Genomic DNA, 17944 nt, shown 5'->3' with positions numbered 1-17944 from the left:
CGCGGATAGGCGATAAAAGATACCGCAGACGCGCGCAGCAGCGGTGTGCAGCCGGCTTCCCGCCGCCGCTGTGTGTGGAGCGTATGAAGTAAAAAACAGAGCCGTTTGTGCGGCTCTGTTTTTTTATCGGATATCCTTTGCGGGGGACAGAGGTCCCGGCGGCCCTGCCTTTTGCCCCGGGCGGCCGACCAACGCGGCGGCCCGGCGGCCCGGCCTAAACGCGGCCGTCGTCGTTATAATCGTACCGCAGCAGCGCGCGCGTCTTTTGCTGCAGCTTTTTCAGTTTTTTGCGGGTCTCGAGAAATTCTTTTTGCACGTCCATCGGGCCCTCGCCGCGCGCACATTCCAAAGTGGCCTCATAGAAATAAAGCCCCGCGAGAAGCAGCCTCAATTCATTTCTGCAAAAGCCGCCCGACAGCTCCATCAGCTCTTTTTCGGCACAGCGTTTGTCGTATTCCAGCCTGCGGCGTCTACGCACGGCCCGGTAGTAGATCTGGCGGGCCCACGAGGGGGACACGCCCAGCGTCTGCCCTATTGCCTTATAGGTCATCTTTTGCTGTTCCCGCATGTCCAGCAATTCGCGGTCCTGCTCTGACAGCTCGGTGTTCATGGAAAACTCCTTTCTTTTGCTGGTAGTCAAGATTGATTGCTTTTAAAAAAGAAATAAAATTTTTTTAGCTAGCCCGTTTTAAATAGCTATTATAAGCTAGCTATACTGGGAACTATTTTACTGTAACTAGCTGATATAATCAAGCTAAATTAAGCTAGTTTAGGTAGAGGGGTATTCTTATGTATGGCAAGTTGATTCTCGACGTGCCGGTTGGAGAGAAGTTAAAGCAATATAGGGCAAAGCGGGGATGGACTCAGGTAGAGGTAGTGCGCAGAGCCAATTTGTACGGCAGTTCTCTGACAGAATCAGGCTATGCCAAGTTGGAGCAGGGAAACCGCAATATTCTCTTTTCTGATTTGATTATTCTCAAGTTGGTTTTAAACTTTAGTTATGAAGATCTTTTTGGAGATTTTGAAAAGGCGCTTGCTGATTCCGTAAAGTGATTGGAGGAAACCATCTCCAAGACGCGTCAAAGCGGGATGCAAACTTGAAAAGAGGGCCCGGCGTTGGTATAATAGACTGACGTCAGGCCTTTTTATTTGAAATGAGATCAAAGGAGAACAGCTCCATGAAAATTCTTGCAGTGGATTACGGCGACGCCCGCACCGGCCTTGCCATGTGCGACAGGACCGAGTTTTTGGCCTCTCCCATCGGCATTATTGAGGAAAAATCCATGCCCAAGGTGGCGGAAAAGATCGTCTATGCAGCGCGGGAGTACGAGGCGCAGATGATCGTCATCGGCCTGCCGCTGAACATGGACGGCTCAGAGGGCCCGCGGGCGGAAAAGACCCGCAAGCTGGCGGGGGTGCTGCACAATATTTTGCCCCTGCCCATCGAGCTGTGGGACGAGCGCAGCAGCACCGTGAGCGCGGCGAACATCCTGTCCGATAACGGCACCTACGGCAAAAAGCGCAAAGAGGTGCTGGACGCGGTGGCGGCCACGGTGATACTGGAAAGCTATATGGCGTTCAGGGCCAACCAGAAAAAGCAGCAGAACTGAATCCGGACCGGAAAAAATACAAAAGGACCGCTGGACGGCAAAGCCGCCCGTGAGCCGCTCTCAAAGCGGCTTTCGGACGGCTCTGTCTGTGTTTTGGCGGCCGCGGGAGGAAAAAACATGACCAATGGATTGAAAATTCGCGAAGCGGAGCCGAAAGACGTGGGGCAGGTGCTGGAATTTATCCGGGCGCTCGCCCAGTATGAAAAGATGGAGGATCAGGTGGCTGCCACCGAGGACGGGCTGCGCGAGGCAATGTTCGGCCGCGGCTGCGCGCAGGCGCTGATCGCGGAGGAGGACGGCGTGCCGGTGGGCTTTGCGCTGTATTTTTACAATTTTTCGACCTTTCTCGGGCACGAGGGGCTTTATCTGGAGGACCTGTTCGTGCTGCCGCAGCACCGGGGCAAGGGGTACGGCAAGGCGCTGTTCCGCGCCCTGGCGCAGGTGGCCCAAAAGCGGGGCTGCGGCCGCTTTGAGTGGTCCTGCCTCAACTGGAACACCCCGTCCATCGGTTTTTACCGCTCGCTGGGGGCTGTGCCCATGGACGAGTGGACCGTTTACCGCCTGACCGCGCCCGAGATCGCGGCGCTGGCCGAAAGCTGACCGCCCGCCGGGGTTGGCGGTGCGCCCGGCGGGACGAAAGCCGCCGCGCCCCGTGGGGGGCCATGGGCCGCTGGGCGGCATCCTGCCCGCAGGGCCTGCGGCGGCAAGACAAAACAAAAGGGGCAAAACGCGTGCGGTGCACGGGCGTTTTGCCCCTTTTGTTGTTGTTGTTGTTGTTGTTGCGGAAGCCAGCGGCTATGGCGGTGGAGTTCGCGTAAAAAAGCTTTAGTTTCCAGCGTCGGGTGAAGAGAGCCCGCCGCAAACCATCCTGCAGAGATAGAATAGCGATCGGATAGAGGGATAATACGCCCATTTACGTGCCGCAGGGCAAGCGATGCGAGTGAAAGAAATTTCGTGCCTCTTTAGAGGATGGCCGGTAACAGGCCCTTGCAGGGCCAGCGCAAGTCACGGGCTCAGTCGGCGGTTTTGACTGCCGGGCTGCGGGAATAGTCCCTCGCGTCTTGCCGGGATGGAAAAATTTTTCGCGGGGAGGCGCCGAGGGGAGGCGAAAGGCGGGGGCCTCGCCGCAGCGACGAGCCTGATTTTTGCCGGGCGCCCCGTTTGCGGGCTGTAGAGCAGGCCGCACAGCGGGCGCAGCGGCGGAAAACGCCTTTCGCGGGCAAGCGCCTGCCCGCACCGCGCCGGTCCAGAGCCTTTTCCTGCCCTGCGGGTCTCGCCCCCCGAAAAAGCCGGTTTGAAACATAGAGCCCGCAGACCGGACGTCAAAGCCGGCAAGCGCCCCGCAGGGGGCGGCAGGCGCTTTGCACCGTGCTGCGGGCGGCTGGTCACTCCGCGGCGGCAAGGCGGCGCAGCAGCTCCACCGCCTTGTCCAGGCTCTGGCTGAAGTTGAGCTCGGTGGCGCCCGCCACATAGGTGTCGCATCGGCTGACCGGGATCAGCACCCGGGCCGCGGTGCTCTCGGCCACCGCGGCGGCCATGGCGGGGGAGAACTCCCCCATCATGCTGTTGGCCATCACGATGCCGATCGGCCCTGCGATCAGGTCCGCGTGCCGGCAGCCCACCAGAACGGCGTTTTCGCCGGTGGCCCCGGTGTCGGCCCCGGCCTTGAGCATGGCCGAGGTGGCCAGGGAGTTGGTGCCCACGGCGTGGAGCCGGACGGGCAGGCCCTCGCAGCGCAGGCGCTCGATCAGGGCGCGGCCGAAGCCGCCGCCCTGTCCGTCGATGACGAGAAGTGTTTTCATTGCGGGGAACATCCTTTCTTTTTTCAGGGGAAACGGCGGCCCTTACATCAGCGGGGCAAAAAAGCGGAACAGGATCTGCAGCAGCCGGCGGTGCCAGGAGGTGGCGTCCACCTCATCCAGCGTGACCTCGCGCCCGGCGGCAAAACAGCTTTCAATGTCGCCGCGCACGTCCTGCACGATCTCGCCGCCGTAAAAGGCGCAGCAGTTTTCAAAGTGCAGGTAAAGGCTGCGAAAATCCATGTTGGCGCTGCCGACCACCGCCACGGCGTCGTCGCTGACATACATTTTGGCGTGGATAAAGCCCGGCGTGTACTCGTAAATGCGCACCCCGGCCAGCAGCAGCTGCCGGTAGTAGCTGCGGGTGAGGATATAGACGTAGGGCTTGTCCGGGATGCCGGGGGTGACGATGCGCACGTCCACGCCGCTTTTGGCCGCCAGAGAAAGGGCGGACTGCAGCTCGTAATCGATCACCAGATAGGGCGAGGTGATGTACACATAGCGCTGGGCCCGGTTGATGATGTTGAGATAGGCGGATTCCGACACGTTTTCCCCATCCAGCGGGGTGTCGGCATAGGGCTGCACGAAACCGTCGGTGGGGTGGATGCGGCTTGGCAGATAAGAGGCGTAATCCGGCACTTCGCCCCGCACGAAACTCCACATTTTGAAAAAGGTGACGGTCAGGGAATACACCGCCGGCCCCTTGAGCACGAACGCGGTGTCTTTCCAATAACCGCAGCGGTCCTTGGCGTTGATGTATTCGTCGGCAAAGTTGAGCCCGCCGGTAAAGCCCACCTCGCCGTCGATGACGCAGATCTTGCGGTGGTCGCGGTGGTTGAGAAAGATATATTGGCTGATGTGGGAGGTCAGGTGAAGCGGGTTGAAGACCTCGGCCTTGATGCCGTAAGCGCGCAGCGTCTGCTCGTAGTCCTCGGGCAGGGTGAACAGGCTGCCGAAGCCGTCCCAGATCACCCGCACGTCCACGCCCTCCTCCGCCTTGCGGCGCAGCACCTCCAGCGTGGCGTCCCACATCTTGCCCGGCTCCAGGATGAAATACTCCATAAAAATACAGCGGCGGGCCTTTTCCAGCTCAGGCAAAAAGTAGGCGAAAAATTCTTCCCCGCTGGGGAAATACCGGCAGGCGGTGTCGCAGTACAGCGGGGCCGCCGCGTTGCGGTAGAGATATTCCGCCTGGCGGGACAGGGTCACGTCCGCTTTTTCCAGCACCTCGAACAGCATGGGCTGGGGCACCATGGCCCGCGCAGACTGTTCCTCGATTTCGGCAAAGGCGCGGGCGGTCTTGGGCGACAGGCGCTGGTTGCCCCACAGCAGGTACATCACCGCGCCCGTGATGGGCAGCACCACGGTGATGATGACCCACATCACCTTGTAAGAGGGGTTGAGATCGTCCTTTTCAAACACAAACACCAGCACCAGCACGCTGAGGATGATCATGATGGCATAGGTATAAGGTCCGATATTGCTGAACTGCCAGATCAGAAAAAAGAACGCCCCGATCTGCAGCAGCGCCAGCAGCGCAAAGAGCAGGCTGCGGCTGGTCAGGATCTTTAAAAAACGTTTCAGCGCCCATACCCCCTTTCAGCGGGAACAAAAAATCATGCGGCCGCGGGCATGCGGCGGCAAAAATAAGGCTTGCAGCGGAAAAAAGCAGGGCCTGCCGCCGGCCGCGGTACCGGCGGTGCGCGCAAAGCACGGCTTCCCGCCTGGCGGCCGGAGCTTTGGGCCTGCCCCGGACAAGCCGGGAAAACGTCCGCGCCCGCGCCCGCACCGCCGCGCGCCCGAAAAGCAGCGCGCGCAAAACGATCGCCCTGCGGCTATTTTACCATGATGCCCCATGTTTGTACAGAAAATGCCCGGCCGGGGAGAGGAAGCCCCGGCCGGGCATAAAAAATAGCCTTTGGCTATTTTTTCGGCTATCCGCCCGGTTGCCGCGCGAGCGGCGAGGGCGGGGCCATTAAGATAAGTTTTTTTATTGCGGAGCAATAAAAAATAGCCGCACAGCGGCTATTTTTTTGGCCAATGCCCCGCTTGTCCCGCAGGGACGGGGCGGGCCGTCAAGACAAACTGTTTTTTATTGGTTAGGGAAACCACGGGCTATGCCGGTGGAGGTGCTGGCAAAAAAGCTTTAGCTTCAAGTATCGAGCGAAGCGAGTTTACTAATATAGCAACCTACCGCGCAGCAACGGCTTAGGGAGATGCGCTTGTGACTGTTTACGGAAGACGGAGCAGTTGATGCAAAAGAAAGATAATTATAAGAAGAATATCCCCAGCGCCCAAAATCTATCCATAGAATCCATCAATCAAAAACTCCGTGTCCTCCGGCAAGATTTGAGGATGTGCGCATAGATAGAGGCCGACATCCCTACCATGGAAGAAAAGAGGGGCAACCCTTACCCAAAGCAGAAGATATAGGCGCACCCCAAGACGCGCCCCAGAACCCATGCGTACCGACGTTAGGGGTGTTTGCCCCAGCGGGCCGGTGTAGCGGAGTGGCGGTAGTCAAGGGCAAATGCCGGGATCTCCCGGCACTCCTCACTTTGAGAGAGCGCACCTCCCTGGACGTGACTGCTCCCGTCAGTGGCAACACACTCCCGCACGCTCCACGTCATTCACCTTAGACAACAACTCCCACCGCCCTTGTGGCGGCGAACAAAGGGGGAGTCTGCCATCCAGCAGGCTCTCCCTTTGTAATCTCTTACTCTCGAATTGCGTCCTAAGTTGGGACGCTTTGGCGAATTGAGTCTCAATTTGAGACATATTTTACGTAGTATCAATTATGAGTTTATCATTGAGAGTTAAGATTCCTTATGGTAAAATATATTTATATTATAAGGAAATGGGGCGAAAGCAGTGATAACTTCTGTAAGCCTAAATAGATTCAAGAAATTTAAAGAGGGAACTATTTATTTAAAACCGTTTTCCATCTTAATGGGTGAAAATAGCTGTGGAAAAACTACGATATTACAGGCGATTAATTTAGCCTTAAGTACATTTTCAGGTAGCGAGCTTATATATAATCGTAATGGGTCTACACAGGTTAGGTCTAAGGGAGTTGGCGCAACTATTCTTCCGGGAATTAATATTTCGGATTTTAGAGAACTATATTATGCTAAAGTTTCCCGTCAAGGTCGTCAAGTAAAAATTGATGATTCCAAAATGGGAGCTCAAATAGCATTGGTTGATGAACTCAAAAACGTTTATAGACTACAAGTATCTTCTTTATTTGGAGGATATAATTTAAAGTGTTTATCAACGCCCCAAGAATTATCCCACAGCCCATCTATGCATCAATATTCGCCTTTATTTATTTCTGGTTTTGTCGGATTGCAAGAAACGGAACAACGATCATTTCCAGTTACAATCCGTCATCATCTGTCTTCCGGCAATGTGAGTTCGGTAATACGGAATTTAGTTTTAGACCTTAAAAAAAGCAACCCAAATAATTATCAACTACTTAGTGATAGATTAGTTCGAGACTTTGGATTCCATTTGGATGCTATAGAGTTTAACGAGCAAAAAGATGAATATGTTAAAGCTTTTTATCGAGAGAATTGTGAAGACCGACGCCTATCTCTAGATTTTAATTCATCTGGTAGTGGGTATATGCAGATATTGCAAATACTAGCTCCCATTTATACTGTATGCCCAACATCATGTAAAGTAGTTCTACTAGATGAGCCAGATGCTCATTTGCATCCAAATATGCAAATAGCGTTAGCACGTTCACTTAAAAGGATACAGAAAGAATTAAATATTCAAATACTAATTTCAACACACTCTCCAGCTATTATAAAAACTGCACAGCCTACGGAAGTAATTCCTATCTCAACATCGAATTTAGTTAGCAAACCATTAACCACTGAAACGGAAGTTGTTGAAAGTATTTCTCAATTAGATAATTATGAATTGGCAAAATCTGTAATTAGTGGTAAGATGGTTTTTATAGAAGATGCCAATACAGAAATTATCGAGGTCTTTGATAAGGTTGCTGATACCAAAGTATTCTTTGGTGCTAATACAGTATCAGTGCATACTGGGAGGGGAAAAGATGATAAAATACCTTTTTTGATTAAGCCTTTACTAAAAGAATTTTTAGGAAAAGATATTGAAATTTACTTTATACGCGATAGTGATGGGATAGATAATAGCTGGAGAGATGGTTTAGAAGAATACGCAAAAAAGAAAGATATAAATTTACATCTTTTGGAGCGCTATGAAATTGAAAATTATATTCTTAGCCCATCTTTAATTAGACGTGCTTTAGAAAAAAAGTATCCCTTAAAAGAACTACCTAGTGTAGAGGATATAGAGCGAAATATAGTAGAATATCTGAGAGCCACCGTCATAATGGCAAGATACAAATATGATGATAATTTAGAGGATAGTATTTTCAAAACAGCAATGCTTTTATCCAAACAAGAATATCGAAATATTAGTACTGTAAAAAGTGAGGCAGAAAATATACGTGGAACCTATGAAAACTTTACATCTTTTGATAATCTTATTAAAATAGGTATGGGAAAAGAGGCATTGTCACTTCTTTTCAGATGGCTAAATGAGGATTTAAAACTAAACTTTTGCAAAGAAGATATATTCGATGTACTACAGCTCGAAGATATTCCGAATGAGATAATAGAGCTCCTAAAACAGCTACATTCAGAAATATTGACTAATACGGATATTGATCTGCTCCCAGAATTCATCAGTGATGATGCTCCAGCAGATATGGATGCTCAAGACTTAGCAATAGATGAAATAGTTCAATTAACAATTAAACTTTAACATTGTGCACGCTATGGTATTATAAAACAAGCTCCCTCGTTACACAAACGAGGGAGCTTGTTTTATTCAGCAATTTTTAGGCAAGCAGCGCAAATATATTTTCCGTGGAGAAGTGGCCTCAGATTCTCTATAGTCTGGCAGCAAATACACGACGGTCACTCTTTTTTAAAACAAGGGTTTGGGGATTTTCATCCAGATAGAATCCGACGGAACCTTCTTCCGCAAGGGCAGTGCACGCCGCACCTCAATCGGAAGTACCACCCGGCCAAGCTCGTCGATTTTTCTGGTAATGCCTAAGTCTTTCCTGTTCCATGCCTCCAACTTAATTTAGGCTCCCTGTTGGCAAATGTCATTTCCAAGTGGAAACAGGGAATCCCTGTAATAAAATGGATAGTACCACAATTCCAGAAAATAGTTAAGTGTGACCTAGAATATAGTTTGTTCAACACCACATACTCCCACTATACTCTGTACTTAGAGGGGGTTGTGGTATGATCGATACAAAAGGAATTGGACGCCGCATACAGAAACTTCGTAAAGAAAAGGGAGTGACACAGGAATAGGTCGCGGAGATATGGGATATGAGCGTTAACTATCTTTCCAACATTGAAACAGGACGCGATATTTGCTCAACAGTTCTTTTGCTAGGAATTGCGAACTTATTAAACACCAGCATAGATTATATTCTCGGTGATAATCTTAACTACAATAAAATGAACCATACGACAGGGGAACAACACGCTTGACTCATTCATGAAGTCGGAGCAATGACAGAGGATGAGTGTACACATTTGTAAAATACATTTCTCTTATGAAAGAAACAACACCGTATCAGAATCCATACCAGAATGAGCCTAAAAAGCAATAGAACAGGGTGTTACTCAATGAGAGCAACACCCTGTCTAAAGTCTTGAAATTACTGCATTTCATCAATTTTAGTCTCGCTGTGTTTCCGCCGGTAGGTTTATGGGGTTCAAGAGATCATTATGAAAAAAACAGAACCAGCCGCGACTCTTTCCGAAGATGTCGCGGCTGGTTTTTGTACCCTTATTTTTACCCTTTACACAAAATATTTTTTTGGTAGGCTATCACATTTTGCTATCAAGCAGCTCTGCAAACCATGGGGACACAAAACACAGCGACATTACACATTTACACAATTTGAACACCGATTGGGAATTCAGTACATCTTTAGATGCCCGCCGGTACAATGCCCTTTTAAGGCTTAATCAAGCCTCCGCCTTAGCCGGAGGTCATAACTCTTGTGAAAAAGCGCGCGCTCAGCCCGCAGCGGAGGAGGCGGCCGCCTCGTCGTAGGTGGAAATGGTGACGCTGTTGATGACCACGTCCTTTTTGGGCTTGTCGTTTTCTCCCTCCACGTCTACCCCGGCGATCTTTTCCACCACGTCCATGCCGCTGTACACCTGGCCGAACACCGTGTGCTTGTGGTCCAGATAAGGCACGCCGCCGGCCTGCTGATAGGCGCTGATGACCTCGCTGCGCCAGCCGGCCTCTTCCATCTGGCCCCCCAGCTTGGCTGACACCGAGTCGGCGGGGGTGGCCACGATGAAAAACTGGCTGCCGTTGGTGTTCTCGCCGCTGTTCGCCATCGAGAGGGCGCCGGTGTAGTTGTGGAGCGCGTCGGAGAACTCGTCCGCAAACGGGTCGCCCCAGATGCTCTCACCGCCCATGCCGGTGCCCGTGGGGTCGCCGCCCTGGATCACAAAATCCTTGACGACCCGGTGGAACGTGACCCCGTCGTAATAGCCGTCCTGGGCGTGAGTGACAAAATTTTCCACCGCGCGGGGCGCGATACTGGGGAAAAGGACCGCCCGGATGGTGCCCATATTGGTGTCGATGACCGCGACCGTATCGCCGGTTTGGGGAGAGGTGAACTGAAGCTCTCCGCTGTCGATCTTTTCAGGGGAGGAGGAAGCCGCCCCGCCGCAGCCGCACAGCAGCCCGCCGGCGACGACGGTGACGCAAAGGATGGAAAACGCTTTTTTGAACAAATGACCGCCTCCAAAAAACAATACCGCGGCAGGGCCGCGAGGCTGCAGAAAACAGCCGCTACGCGATTTATTATAGTATAAGGGTGCCCGAAAAAAGTGAACTGCCTGTTAATTTTTCCACTGGCTGCGGGGCATGGATAACGCCGCCTGTCCGGGTCAAAATAACCGGGGATTTCCCCTTGACAGCAGCCCCCGTTTTGGGCTATCCTTTTAAAGGAAGAGGACAGGCGGCACCAAAATGATCAAAAATAAAAATTCGTCCGTACCGGCAGGCCCTGGGCCTGCGCTGCGGGCGCTGCAAGGGAAAAACAGCGGCAAAGCGTGTGCGGGGCCGCGCCCGGAAAGGCGGAACCTGATGGAAGATAACGCGCCCGATATCCTGACGCTGGAGGACGAGGCCGGCCAGGAGCATGTGTTCGAGGTCATCGACGCGGTCGATTTTGAGGACCGCCGCTATCTCGCCGTGGTGCCCTATATCGAGACCGAAGAGGACGCCGAGGCCGCCCTGGCCGAGGACGCGGACCTCATCATCATGCGGGTCGGCGAAGAGGACGGTGAAGAATTTCTCGATATCGTCGAGGACGACGAGGAGTTTTACAACGTGGGTGAAGTTTTTGCCAAACGCCTGTCAGAGCTTTACGATATCGAGGGCGGGGACGGCGGCCCGGTCTCCTGAAAAAAGTTAAATGGAAGCCCCTGCGCTGTGCGATTTGTTGCAGCCTTTTATAATCCGACAAGTTAAGTTAAAAGGGAGCTTTTGTCCGGCGGCGGATTGCAGACCTCCCTGCGTTGCAGGAAGAAGGGAGCGTGAACCCGCAGGCGGGGCACCCACCTGTCATATTGAGAGACGGGTTTTAACTTGGCCGCAGACGGCAGGGCAGGGCTTTTGGGCAGAAAAGGCGGAGAGGGAGACCTCTCCGCTTTTGGTTTGTCCCGGCGCGCAGCCGCCGGGCTTGCGCGTCCCGGCGCGGTGTGCTATGCTCAAGAGAAACAAGGCGCCTTTTGCCGGGCCGGCAGGGCGCGCAGAGGGGAGGAAAAGCGGAATGGCTGCCCGCAGAGACCGCACGGCCCAACCAGATCGAATGAAAAAAATTTGGTTGGGAGAATAAAAAATGAAAGAAAACAGATACGACGACGAAGTCTTTTTTGAAAAATACAGCGAGATGCCCCGCTCAAAAGAGGGGCTTGCCGCGGCGGGCGAGTGGGACACCCTGCGGCAGCTGCTGCCGGATTTTACCGGCAAACGGGTGCTGGACCTGGGCTGCGGCTACGGCTGGCACTGCGTCTATGCGGCGCAGCGGGGCGCGGCCTCGGTGGTGGGGGTCGATCTCTCGCAGCGCATGCTGGAGGAAGCCCGCGCCAGGACGGACAGCCCCAGGGTGCGGTACCTGCGGGCGGCCATGGAGGACGTGGAGTTCCCCGACGGGAGCTTTGATGTGGTGCTCAGCTCGCTGGCGCTGCACTATGTGGGATCCTTTGAGGCCGTTGTGCAGAAAGTGAACCGCTTTTTAAAGCCGGGCGGCAGCTTTGTGTTCTCGGCCGAGCATCCGGTGTTTACCGCCTGCGGCCCTCAGGACTGGCTGTACGACGCGGAGGGGAAGATCGTCTGCTTCCCCGTGGACAACTATTATTATGAAGGGCGGCGGACGGCCCATTTTCTGGGCGAAGAGGTGGTCAAATACCACAGGACGCTGACCACCTACCTGAACGGCCTGCTGGCAGGCGGGTTTGAGCTGAAAAGCGTTGTGGAGCCCCAGCCGCCCCAGCGGCTGCTGGACACAGTGCCCGGCATGCGGGACGAGCTGCGGCGGCCGATGATGCTCATCGTTTCAGCGGTCAAAAAGTAAGCCGCCCGCGGTCAGTGCCCCGGCATGGGTCGGTGCCCTGGAGCATGGCCCCGCCCGCGCCCCGTTCAGGGCAGATGCAGCGGCTGCGGATAAGAGAAAAAACGGCACCGCAGACAGCCTGACCGCGCCCCGCGCGGGCAGAAACAGCGGCCGCCCTGCGCCCTGGGGCCCGGCTGCGCCGTCGGCCCTTTGCGCGGGCGCCGGACAACAAAAAGGAACGGGCCGCCCCACGGCGGCCCGTTCCTTTTTTCTTTGGGGATATGATGCGGCCTTGCGGCTGCGCACAGCCGGGCGGCCCTTGCCCGGGCGGCGCGGTCAGCGGCCCGGAGAGCCCGCCGCCGGCAGCCGGACGGTTTCGCAGTCAGCGGCCCGGAGGCTCCGCGGCCAATAGCCGGCGGCCCCGGCCGCCCGTAACCGGGAGGCCCGCGGTCAACAGTCAGCAGCCCGGAGGTCCCGCCGCCAATAGCCCGGAGGTCCCCCTGCGGGCAGCCGGGAAGCCCGGCCATCAGTAACCCAGAGGCTCAGCCACCAGGATGACCTTGATGCGCCCTTTGACCCGCTGCTTTTGATGGATGACCGTGGTGCAGCAGATGCGCCCGTCGCCCTTGCAGTCGGCGCATTGGCCGGTGGCGGCGCAGGGGGTGGCACAGCCCAGCCGCTTGCAGTTGGCGGGCGCGGCGATCTCCCTGACCCTGCGCCCGGCCTCCTCCAAATCGCGCACGATCTTGTTGGCGCCCACCACCAGGATGACGCTTTTGGGGCCGAAGGTCATGGCGGCCACCCGGTTGGAGTTGCCGTCCACGTTGTACAGCTCGCCGTTTTCGGTCACCGCGTTGCTGCTGCACAGATAGGCGTCGGCAAAAAAACTCTGCCGGAACAGCTCTTCCTGCTGCTCCCGGGTCAGCCCCGGGGCATAGCGGTCGAGAAAACGGTACCCGCCGCCGCGCAGCAGCTCCAGAATGCCGCATTCGTCCAGCGAAACGCTGCCGCCCACCGAAACGGTGTCCCCCTCCTGCAGCAGGCTTTTCACCAGGGCCGCCGCTCCGGCGCGGTCATCGGCGAGGTAGGCTTCCATGTTGTTGCGGCGCAGCGCCTCGGCGGTGCGCTCCATCCGCTGCCGGGTCACGGCATTCAGGGCTTCGTTCATCGTGTTTTCCTCCCTTTGTTTTCAAGGCCGGTTGCCGGACGTGCCTTTCGCAGCCGGTGAAAGCGGCCGGGGCCGCGGCTGCCGCCCGCGCCGCTTTGTGCCCCGCAGCGGCCGGTCCCAGGGCGTTTTTTGCCCCGCAGCGCCGCTGTCAGACGGCTTTCCCGGCCGGGTGCAAAGGCGTCCGGCGGCCGGTGTTTGAGCTTATGATAATACGCCGGCGGCAAAAAGACAAGCAAACGCGGTGAAAGCTGCGTCCGGCCGCTTTTGGGAAAGGGGCGCGGTCACCGCTGCTGCGGCCCGTTTCCCCGCCTTTTGGCAAAAAACGTTGATTAGCCGCTGGCCGGATGGTATAATAATCAGGATAAAGATCCGCCGCGGGGCGGGTCAAAGCGAACTGGGCGCGGGCGCTCTCCCGCGCGGATGGAGACAAATGCAAAAACAGAAAGTCACCGCCTGTATCGTCACCTACGGCGGTTTTGAAGAGGCGGCGCAGGGGGCCGAGTCCCTGCTGCGCTGCACCCGCGGGGTCGATCTGACCCTTTATCTGGTGGACAACGCCTCCCCCGACGGCACGGGGGAAAAACTGGCGCAGCGGTTTGCGGGCGCGCAGGGCGTCGAGGTGATCGAGCTGGCGGAAAACAAGGGCTTCGGCGGTGGCCACAATGCGGTGCTGGAGCGGCTGGACAGCGTGTATCATGTGGTGGTCAACCCGGACGTCGTGCTGAAAGAGGACGCCGTCAGCGCGCTGTGCGGCTATCTGGACAAGCACCCGGACGTGGTGATGGCCACGCCGCGGCTGCGCTTCCCCGACGGACGGGAACAGCACGTGGCCAAGCGCCGTCCCACCCTGATGGCGCTGCTGGGTCGGCAGCTGCCGCTGCGCTTTCTCAAAAAATATGAGGACCACTACCTGATGCTGGATGAGGATCTCTCCACTGAAAAAGACGTGCAGTTCTGTTCCGGCTGCTTTTTCGTCATCCGCACCGAGGCGTTTCAAAAGCTGGGCGGTTTTGACCGCCGCTATTTCATGTATGTGGAGGACGCGGACCTCACGCAGGAGGCGCTGCGGCTGGGCCGGGTGGTGTACTGGCCGGGGACGCAGGTCGTCCACGCCTGGCACCGCAGCCCCTCGCGGCACCTTTCCAGCTTTTTTCAGCAGCTCAGGTCGATGGGGATCTATTTCAAAAAATGGGGGTTCCGCTGGGGCTTTTCCCTGCGGGAGCCGCCCCCGAAAGAAAAAGGATAAACAAGTAAAGGAGCGCTTTGCATGAAAGGGATCGTACTTGCCGGCGGGGCGGGCACCCGCCTGTACCCGCTGACCATGGTGACCAGCAAGCAGCTGCTGCCGGTCTATGACAAGCCGATGATTTACTACCCGCTCTCCACACTGATGCTGGCGGGCATCCGGGAGATCCTCATCATCTCCACGCCCGAGGATACCCCCCGCTTTGAGCACCTGCTGGGCGACGGCAGCGATTTCGGCCTCTCCCTCTCCTATAAGGTGCAGCCCTCGCCGGACGGGCTGGCCCAGGCTTTCCTGCTGGGCGAGGAGTTTATCGGCGGCGAGCCCTGCGCCATGGTGCTGGGCGACAACATCTTTTACGGCAACGGCTTCGGCGACCTGCTGCGCGCGGCGGTGAAAAACGCCGAGAGCGGCCGGGCCACCATCTTCGGCTACTACGTCAACGACCCCGAGCGGTTCGGCATCGCGGAGTTCGACGAGAACGGAAAGGTCCTCTCGGTGGAGGAAAAGCCCGCCTGTCCCAAATCGAACTACGCCATCACCGGCCTGTATTTTTATGACCGCCGGGTGGTGGAGCTGGCAAAGCAGGTGCGGCCCTCTGCGCGCGGGGAACTGGAGATCACCAGCCTGAACGACCTGTATCTGCAGGACGGCACGCTGGACCTGCAGCGGCTGGGGCGCGGCTATGCCTGGCTGGACACCGGCACCATGGACAGCCTGGTGGAGGCGGCCGACTTTGTGCGCATGATCGAAAAACGGCAGAGCATCAAGATATCCGCGCCGGAGGAGATCGCCTATAAAAACGGCTGGATCAGCAGGGAAAAGCTGCTGGGATCGGCCGAGCGGTACGGCAAGTCGCCCTACGGCGAGCATCTGAAGCGGGTGGCCGAGGGGAAGATCCTCTATTAAAAACAGGGCCCAAAGCGGGGCCCGGATGAAGAGACATGAGCCGGACCGCAGGTTTTGGCGCGGCGCGGGTGCGGGCGGGCGGCGCAGTCCGCACAGGACCGCGCCCTCTGATCTCTGCCTTTGCGCCGCCGCTTTCCCAAATTGCGGGACCCTGCGGCGCAAAGGCAGAAAAAGCCGTTTGGGCTGCCCTGTGGGGGACGCCCAGCGGCCAAGATGGGCACGGCGGGGCAGGCGGGCAAACAAGGCGGGTTTTGCGCCGCCGCAGTATGCGGCGCATGCCAAGCAGCCGCTGCGGGCATCCGGCCCGGGGCGGGCAAGGCGGTCTGCAGAGCGCTGTACTTTTTTGCGAAGCCCAGTCTTGCAGGGCATGTGCGGCCGCCGCTTCGCCCCTGCGCGGGTGGGCGGACCCCCCATGCGGCCTGATTGCCCTTTTTGCGATCATGTTTTCTTGTGCGGGTCCGGCCGGGCCAGGGAAGGACGTTGAATATGAAAATTCTGATCAGCGGTTCCAAAGGGCAGCTCGGCACCGAGCTGCAGCGGATGCTGGGGGCAGGGCAAAGCGAGCTGGGCCCGCTGCCCGGCGAGGTGCAGGGCGCGGCGGTGGCCTGCTATGACGTCGACACGCTGGATATCACCGATCTTGCGGCGGTGCGGCGGGTGTTCGCCGCCGAGCAGCCGGACGTGGTGATCAACTGCTCGGCTTTTACCAACGTGGACGGCTGCGAGCGGGAGACCGACGCGGCGTTCCGGGTGAACGCGCTGGGGCCGCGCAACCTGGCCATGGCCGCGGCGGAGATCGGGGCCAAGCTGGCGCACGTCTCCACCGACTATGTGTTCAGCGGCGCACCCAACGGCGGGGTGCCGCTGGACGAGACGGCGCTGCCCGCGCCGGTCTCCGCCTACGGCAGCACCAAGCTGCTGGGGGAAGCGTATGTGCGCCAGTTCTGCCCGCGCAGTTTTATCCTGCGCACGGCCTGGCTGTACAGCTATACGGGCAAAAATTTTGTCTTTACCATGATGAACGTGGGCAGAAAGACCGGCGCGCTGACGGTGGTCAGCGACCAGCTGGGCAACCCCACCAACGCGGTGGACCTGGGGCATCATATCCTGAAGCTCGCCGTCACCGAGCAGTACGGCCTTTACCACTGTACGGGCAGCGGCGTGTGCAGCTGGTATGAGTTTGCCTGCGAGATCATCCGGCTGTCCGGCACGCCGGCCGTGGTGACCCCCTGCACCAGCGACGAATACGCGGCGGCCCACCCGGAGGCGGCCCGCCGCCCGGCCTGGTCGGCGCTGGACAACCGCATGCTGCGCTGCACGGTGGGCGACGGCATGCGGGACTGGCGCGCAGCGCTGGAATGCTTTTTTACACACTATAATGCCAACGCGGAGGAAGCAAAATGAAAACTTATCTCGTCACCGGCGGCGCCGGGTTCATCGGCTCCAATTTCGTGCTTTACATGCTGAAAAAATACGACGATATCCGCATCGTCAACCTGGACAAGCTGACCTACGCCGGCAACCTGGAAAATCTCAAATCGGTGGAAAAGGACCCGCGCCACATCTTTGTGCAGGCGGATATCTGCGACCGGCAGGCCGTCAGCGCGCTGTTTGAGCAGTACGACGTGGACGTGGTGATCAACTTTGCGGCCGAAAGCCATGTCGACCGCAGCATCAAAAACCCCGAGATCTTTGTGGAGACCAACGTGGGCGGCACCGTGAACATGCTGCAGTGCGCCAAAAACGCCTGGGCCGAGGGCGAGGGCTTCAAGGCCGGAAAGAAATACCTGCAGGTGTCCACCGACGAGGTCTACGGCTCGCTGGGGGAGACCGGCTATTTCACCGAGTCCACCCCGCTTTGCCCGCACAGCCCCTATTCCGCCAGCAAGGCCAGCGCGGACATGTTCGTGATGGCCTTTCACGACACCTATGGGCTGCCGGTGAACATCACCCGCTGCTCGAACAATTACGGGCCTTATCAGTTCCCCGAAAAGCTGATCCCGCTGATGATCAACAACGCCAAGACCCGCAAGCCGCTGCCGGTGTACGGCGACGGCATGAACGTGCGCGACTGGCTGTATGTGGAGGACCACTGCAAGGCCATCGACATGGTGGCGCAGGCCGGCCGTGACGGCGAGGTCTACAATGTGGGCGGCCACAACGAGCGGCCCAACATCTTCATCGTCAAAAAGATCATCTCCGCCCTGGCCGACAGGGTGGACCCGGCCATCGACGAGACCCTCATCAAGTACGTGGAGGACCGCAAGGGCCACGACCGCCGCTACGGCATCGACCCGCAGAAGATCCGGGACGAGCTGGGCTGGACGCCGGAGACCACCTTTGAAGTGGGCATTGAGAAGACCATCGACTGGTATCTGGCCAATGTGGAGTGGATGGAGCGCGTCACCAGCGGCGCCTATATGGACTACTACAGGGAAATGTACCAGAACAGATAGAGAAAAAAGCGGCCGCGCGGCCGTCATACCCGCAAAAGCGTCCCGGGGGATCTTCCTCCCGGGGCGCTTTTGTATAGAGCAGGGGACAGGTGTGCCCCGGGAAGAGGCTTTGGGTTGC

16 protein-coding genes and 1 other RNA gene are annotated in these 17944 nt (G+C 57.0%); 12 read left to right on the top strand and 5 right to left on the bottom strand.

Annotated features, from left to right (window positions below):
• Window positions 1-214: 214 nt before the first annotated feature.
• Entirely contained in the window at window positions 215-610 is a 396-nt protein-coding gene (locus H8S23_RS04755) for a sigma-70 family RNA polymerase sigma factor (protein ID WP_186887133.1), read from the bottom strand.
• A gap of 179 nt (window positions 611-789) precedes the next feature.
• Here H8S23_RS04755 and H8S23_RS04750 point away from each other — a divergent pair, with 179 nt between their 5' ends.
• The 3 genes from H8S23_RS04750 (at window position 790) to H8S23_RS04740 (ending at window position 2210) form a co-directional block, all read left to right on the top strand.
• Window positions 790-1053 (top strand): helix-turn-helix domain-containing protein, encoded by a 264-nt coding sequence (locus tag H8S23_RS04750; RefSeq protein ID WP_186887132.1) that lies wholly within the window; start codon window positions 790-792, stop codon window positions 1051-1053.
• Between the two features lie 125 nt (window positions 1054-1178).
• Window positions 1179-1610 (top strand): Holliday junction resolvase RuvX, encoded by a 432-nt coding sequence (gene ruvX / locus H8S23_RS04745; protein ID WP_186887131.1) that lies wholly within the window; start codon window positions 1179-1181, stop codon window positions 1608-1610.
• Window positions 1611-1727: 117 nt separating this feature from the next.
• Window positions 1728-2210 carry a GNAT family N-acetyltransferase gene (locus tag H8S23_RS04740; RefSeq protein WP_186887130.1) on the top strand — a complete coding sequence of 161 codons (483 nt, stop codon included), beginning with the start codon at window positions 1728-1730 and terminating at the stop codon, window positions 2208-2210.
• A gap of 785 nt (window positions 2211-2995) precedes the next feature.
• On the opposite strand, the gene H8S23_RS04735 is transcribed toward H8S23_RS04740, so the two are convergent.
• Together H8S23_RS04735 and cls are read right to left on the bottom strand one after the other, a co-directional pair.
• Window positions 2996-3412: a DUF3842 family protein gene (locus H8S23_RS04735; RefSeq protein WP_186887129.1), complete on the bottom strand. Its 417-nt coding sequence runs from the start codon at window positions 3410-3412 to the stop codon at window positions 2996-2998.
• 42 nt (window positions 3413-3454) lie between these two features.
• A complete protein-coding gene (cls, locus tag H8S23_RS04730; RefSeq protein WP_186887128.1) occupies window positions 3455-4864 on the bottom strand; it encodes a cardiolipin synthase in 1410 nt (469 codons plus the stop codon).
• 1416 nt (window positions 4865-6280) lie between these two features.
• Here cls and H8S23_RS04725 point away from each other — a divergent pair.
• Together H8S23_RS04725 and H8S23_RS04720 are read left to right on the top strand one after the other, a co-directional pair.
• Window positions 6281-8212: an AAA family ATPase gene (locus H8S23_RS04725; protein ID WP_186887127.1), complete on the top strand. Its 1932-nt coding sequence runs from the start codon at window positions 6281-6283 to the stop codon at window positions 8210-8212.
• 581 nt (window positions 8213-8793) lie between these two features.
• Window positions 8794-8958, top strand: coding sequence for a helix-turn-helix domain-containing protein (locus tag H8S23_RS04720; RefSeq protein WP_186887126.1), 165 nt, complete (start codon window positions 8794-8796; stop codon window positions 8956-8958).
• Between the two features lie 534 nt (window positions 8959-9492).
• Here the strand turns inward: H8S23_RS04720 and H8S23_RS04715 are convergent.
• Window positions 9493-10224, bottom strand: a complete 732-nt coding sequence (locus H8S23_RS04715; protein WP_243165835.1) for a peptidylprolyl isomerase — start codon at window positions 10222-10224, stop codon at window positions 9493-9495.
• Between the two features lie 355 nt (window positions 10225-10579).
• Between H8S23_RS04715 and H8S23_RS04710 the strand changes: the two genes are divergently transcribed.
• The 3 genes from H8S23_RS04710 (at window position 10580) to H8S23_RS04700 (ending at window position 12071) form a co-directional block, all read left to right on the top strand.
• On the top strand, window positions 10580-10900 hold the full coding sequence (locus H8S23_RS04710) for a DUF1292 domain-containing protein (protein ID WP_186887125.1): 321 nt from the start codon (window positions 10580-10582) through the stop codon (window positions 10898-10900).
• Window positions 10901-10914: 14 nt separating this feature from the next.
• A non-coding RNA gene (ssrS, locus tag H8S23_RS04705) (6S RNA) lies at window positions 10915-11112 on the top strand.
• Between the two features lie 224 nt (window positions 11113-11336).
• Window positions 11337-12071 (top strand): class I SAM-dependent methyltransferase, encoded by a 735-nt coding sequence (locus H8S23_RS04700; RefSeq protein WP_186887124.1) that lies wholly within the window; start codon window positions 11337-11339, stop codon window positions 12069-12071.
• A gap of 505 nt (window positions 12072-12576) precedes the next feature.
• Here H8S23_RS04700 and H8S23_RS04695 read toward each other — a convergent pair.
• The gene (locus H8S23_RS04695) at window positions 12577-13218 is read right to left on the bottom strand and encodes a lactate utilization protein (RefSeq protein ID WP_186887123.1); all 642 of its coding nucleotides are present in this window, start codon (window positions 13216-13218) and stop codon (window positions 12577-12579) included.
• 430 nt (window positions 13219-13648) lie between these two features.
• On the opposite strand from H8S23_RS04695, the gene H8S23_RS04690 reads away from it, so the two are divergent.
• The 4 genes from H8S23_RS04690 to rfbB all read left to right on the top strand — a co-directional run bounded on the left by H8S23_RS04690 (window position 13649) and on the right by rfbB (window position 17826).
• Window positions 13649-14464 carry a glycosyltransferase family 2 protein gene (locus tag H8S23_RS04690; protein WP_186887122.1) on the top strand — a complete coding sequence of 272 codons (816 nt, stop codon included), beginning with the start codon at window positions 13649-13651 and terminating at the stop codon, window positions 14462-14464.
• 21 nt (window positions 14465-14485) lie between these two features.
• A complete protein-coding gene (gene rfbA, locus H8S23_RS04685) occupies window positions 14486-15370 on the top strand; it encodes a glucose-1-phosphate thymidylyltransferase RfbA (RefSeq protein ID WP_186887121.1) in 885 nt (294 codons plus the stop codon).
• A 486-nt stretch (window positions 15371-15856) separates the two neighbouring features.
• Window positions 15857-16774 carry a dTDP-4-dehydrorhamnose reductase gene (rfbD, locus tag H8S23_RS04680; protein ID WP_186887120.1) on the top strand — a complete coding sequence of 306 codons (918 nt, stop codon included), beginning with the start codon at window positions 15857-15859 and terminating at the stop codon, window positions 16772-16774.
• Window positions 16771-17826, top strand: a complete 1056-nt coding sequence (gene rfbB, locus H8S23_RS04675) for a dTDP-glucose 4,6-dehydratase (protein ID WP_186887119.1) — start codon at window positions 16771-16773, stop codon at window positions 17824-17826. The genes rfbD and rfbB overlap by 4 nt, the downstream gene beginning before the upstream one ends.
• The last annotated feature ends 118 nt before the right edge of the window (window positions 17827-17944 follow it).

It is taken from the genome of Anaerofilum hominis (assembly GCF_014287275.1).
Lineage (GTDB): Bacteria > Bacillota > Clostridia > Oscillospirales > Ruminococcaceae > Pygmaiobacter > Pygmaiobacter hominis.
This window is presented reverse-complemented; position numbering and strand designations above follow the sequence as displayed.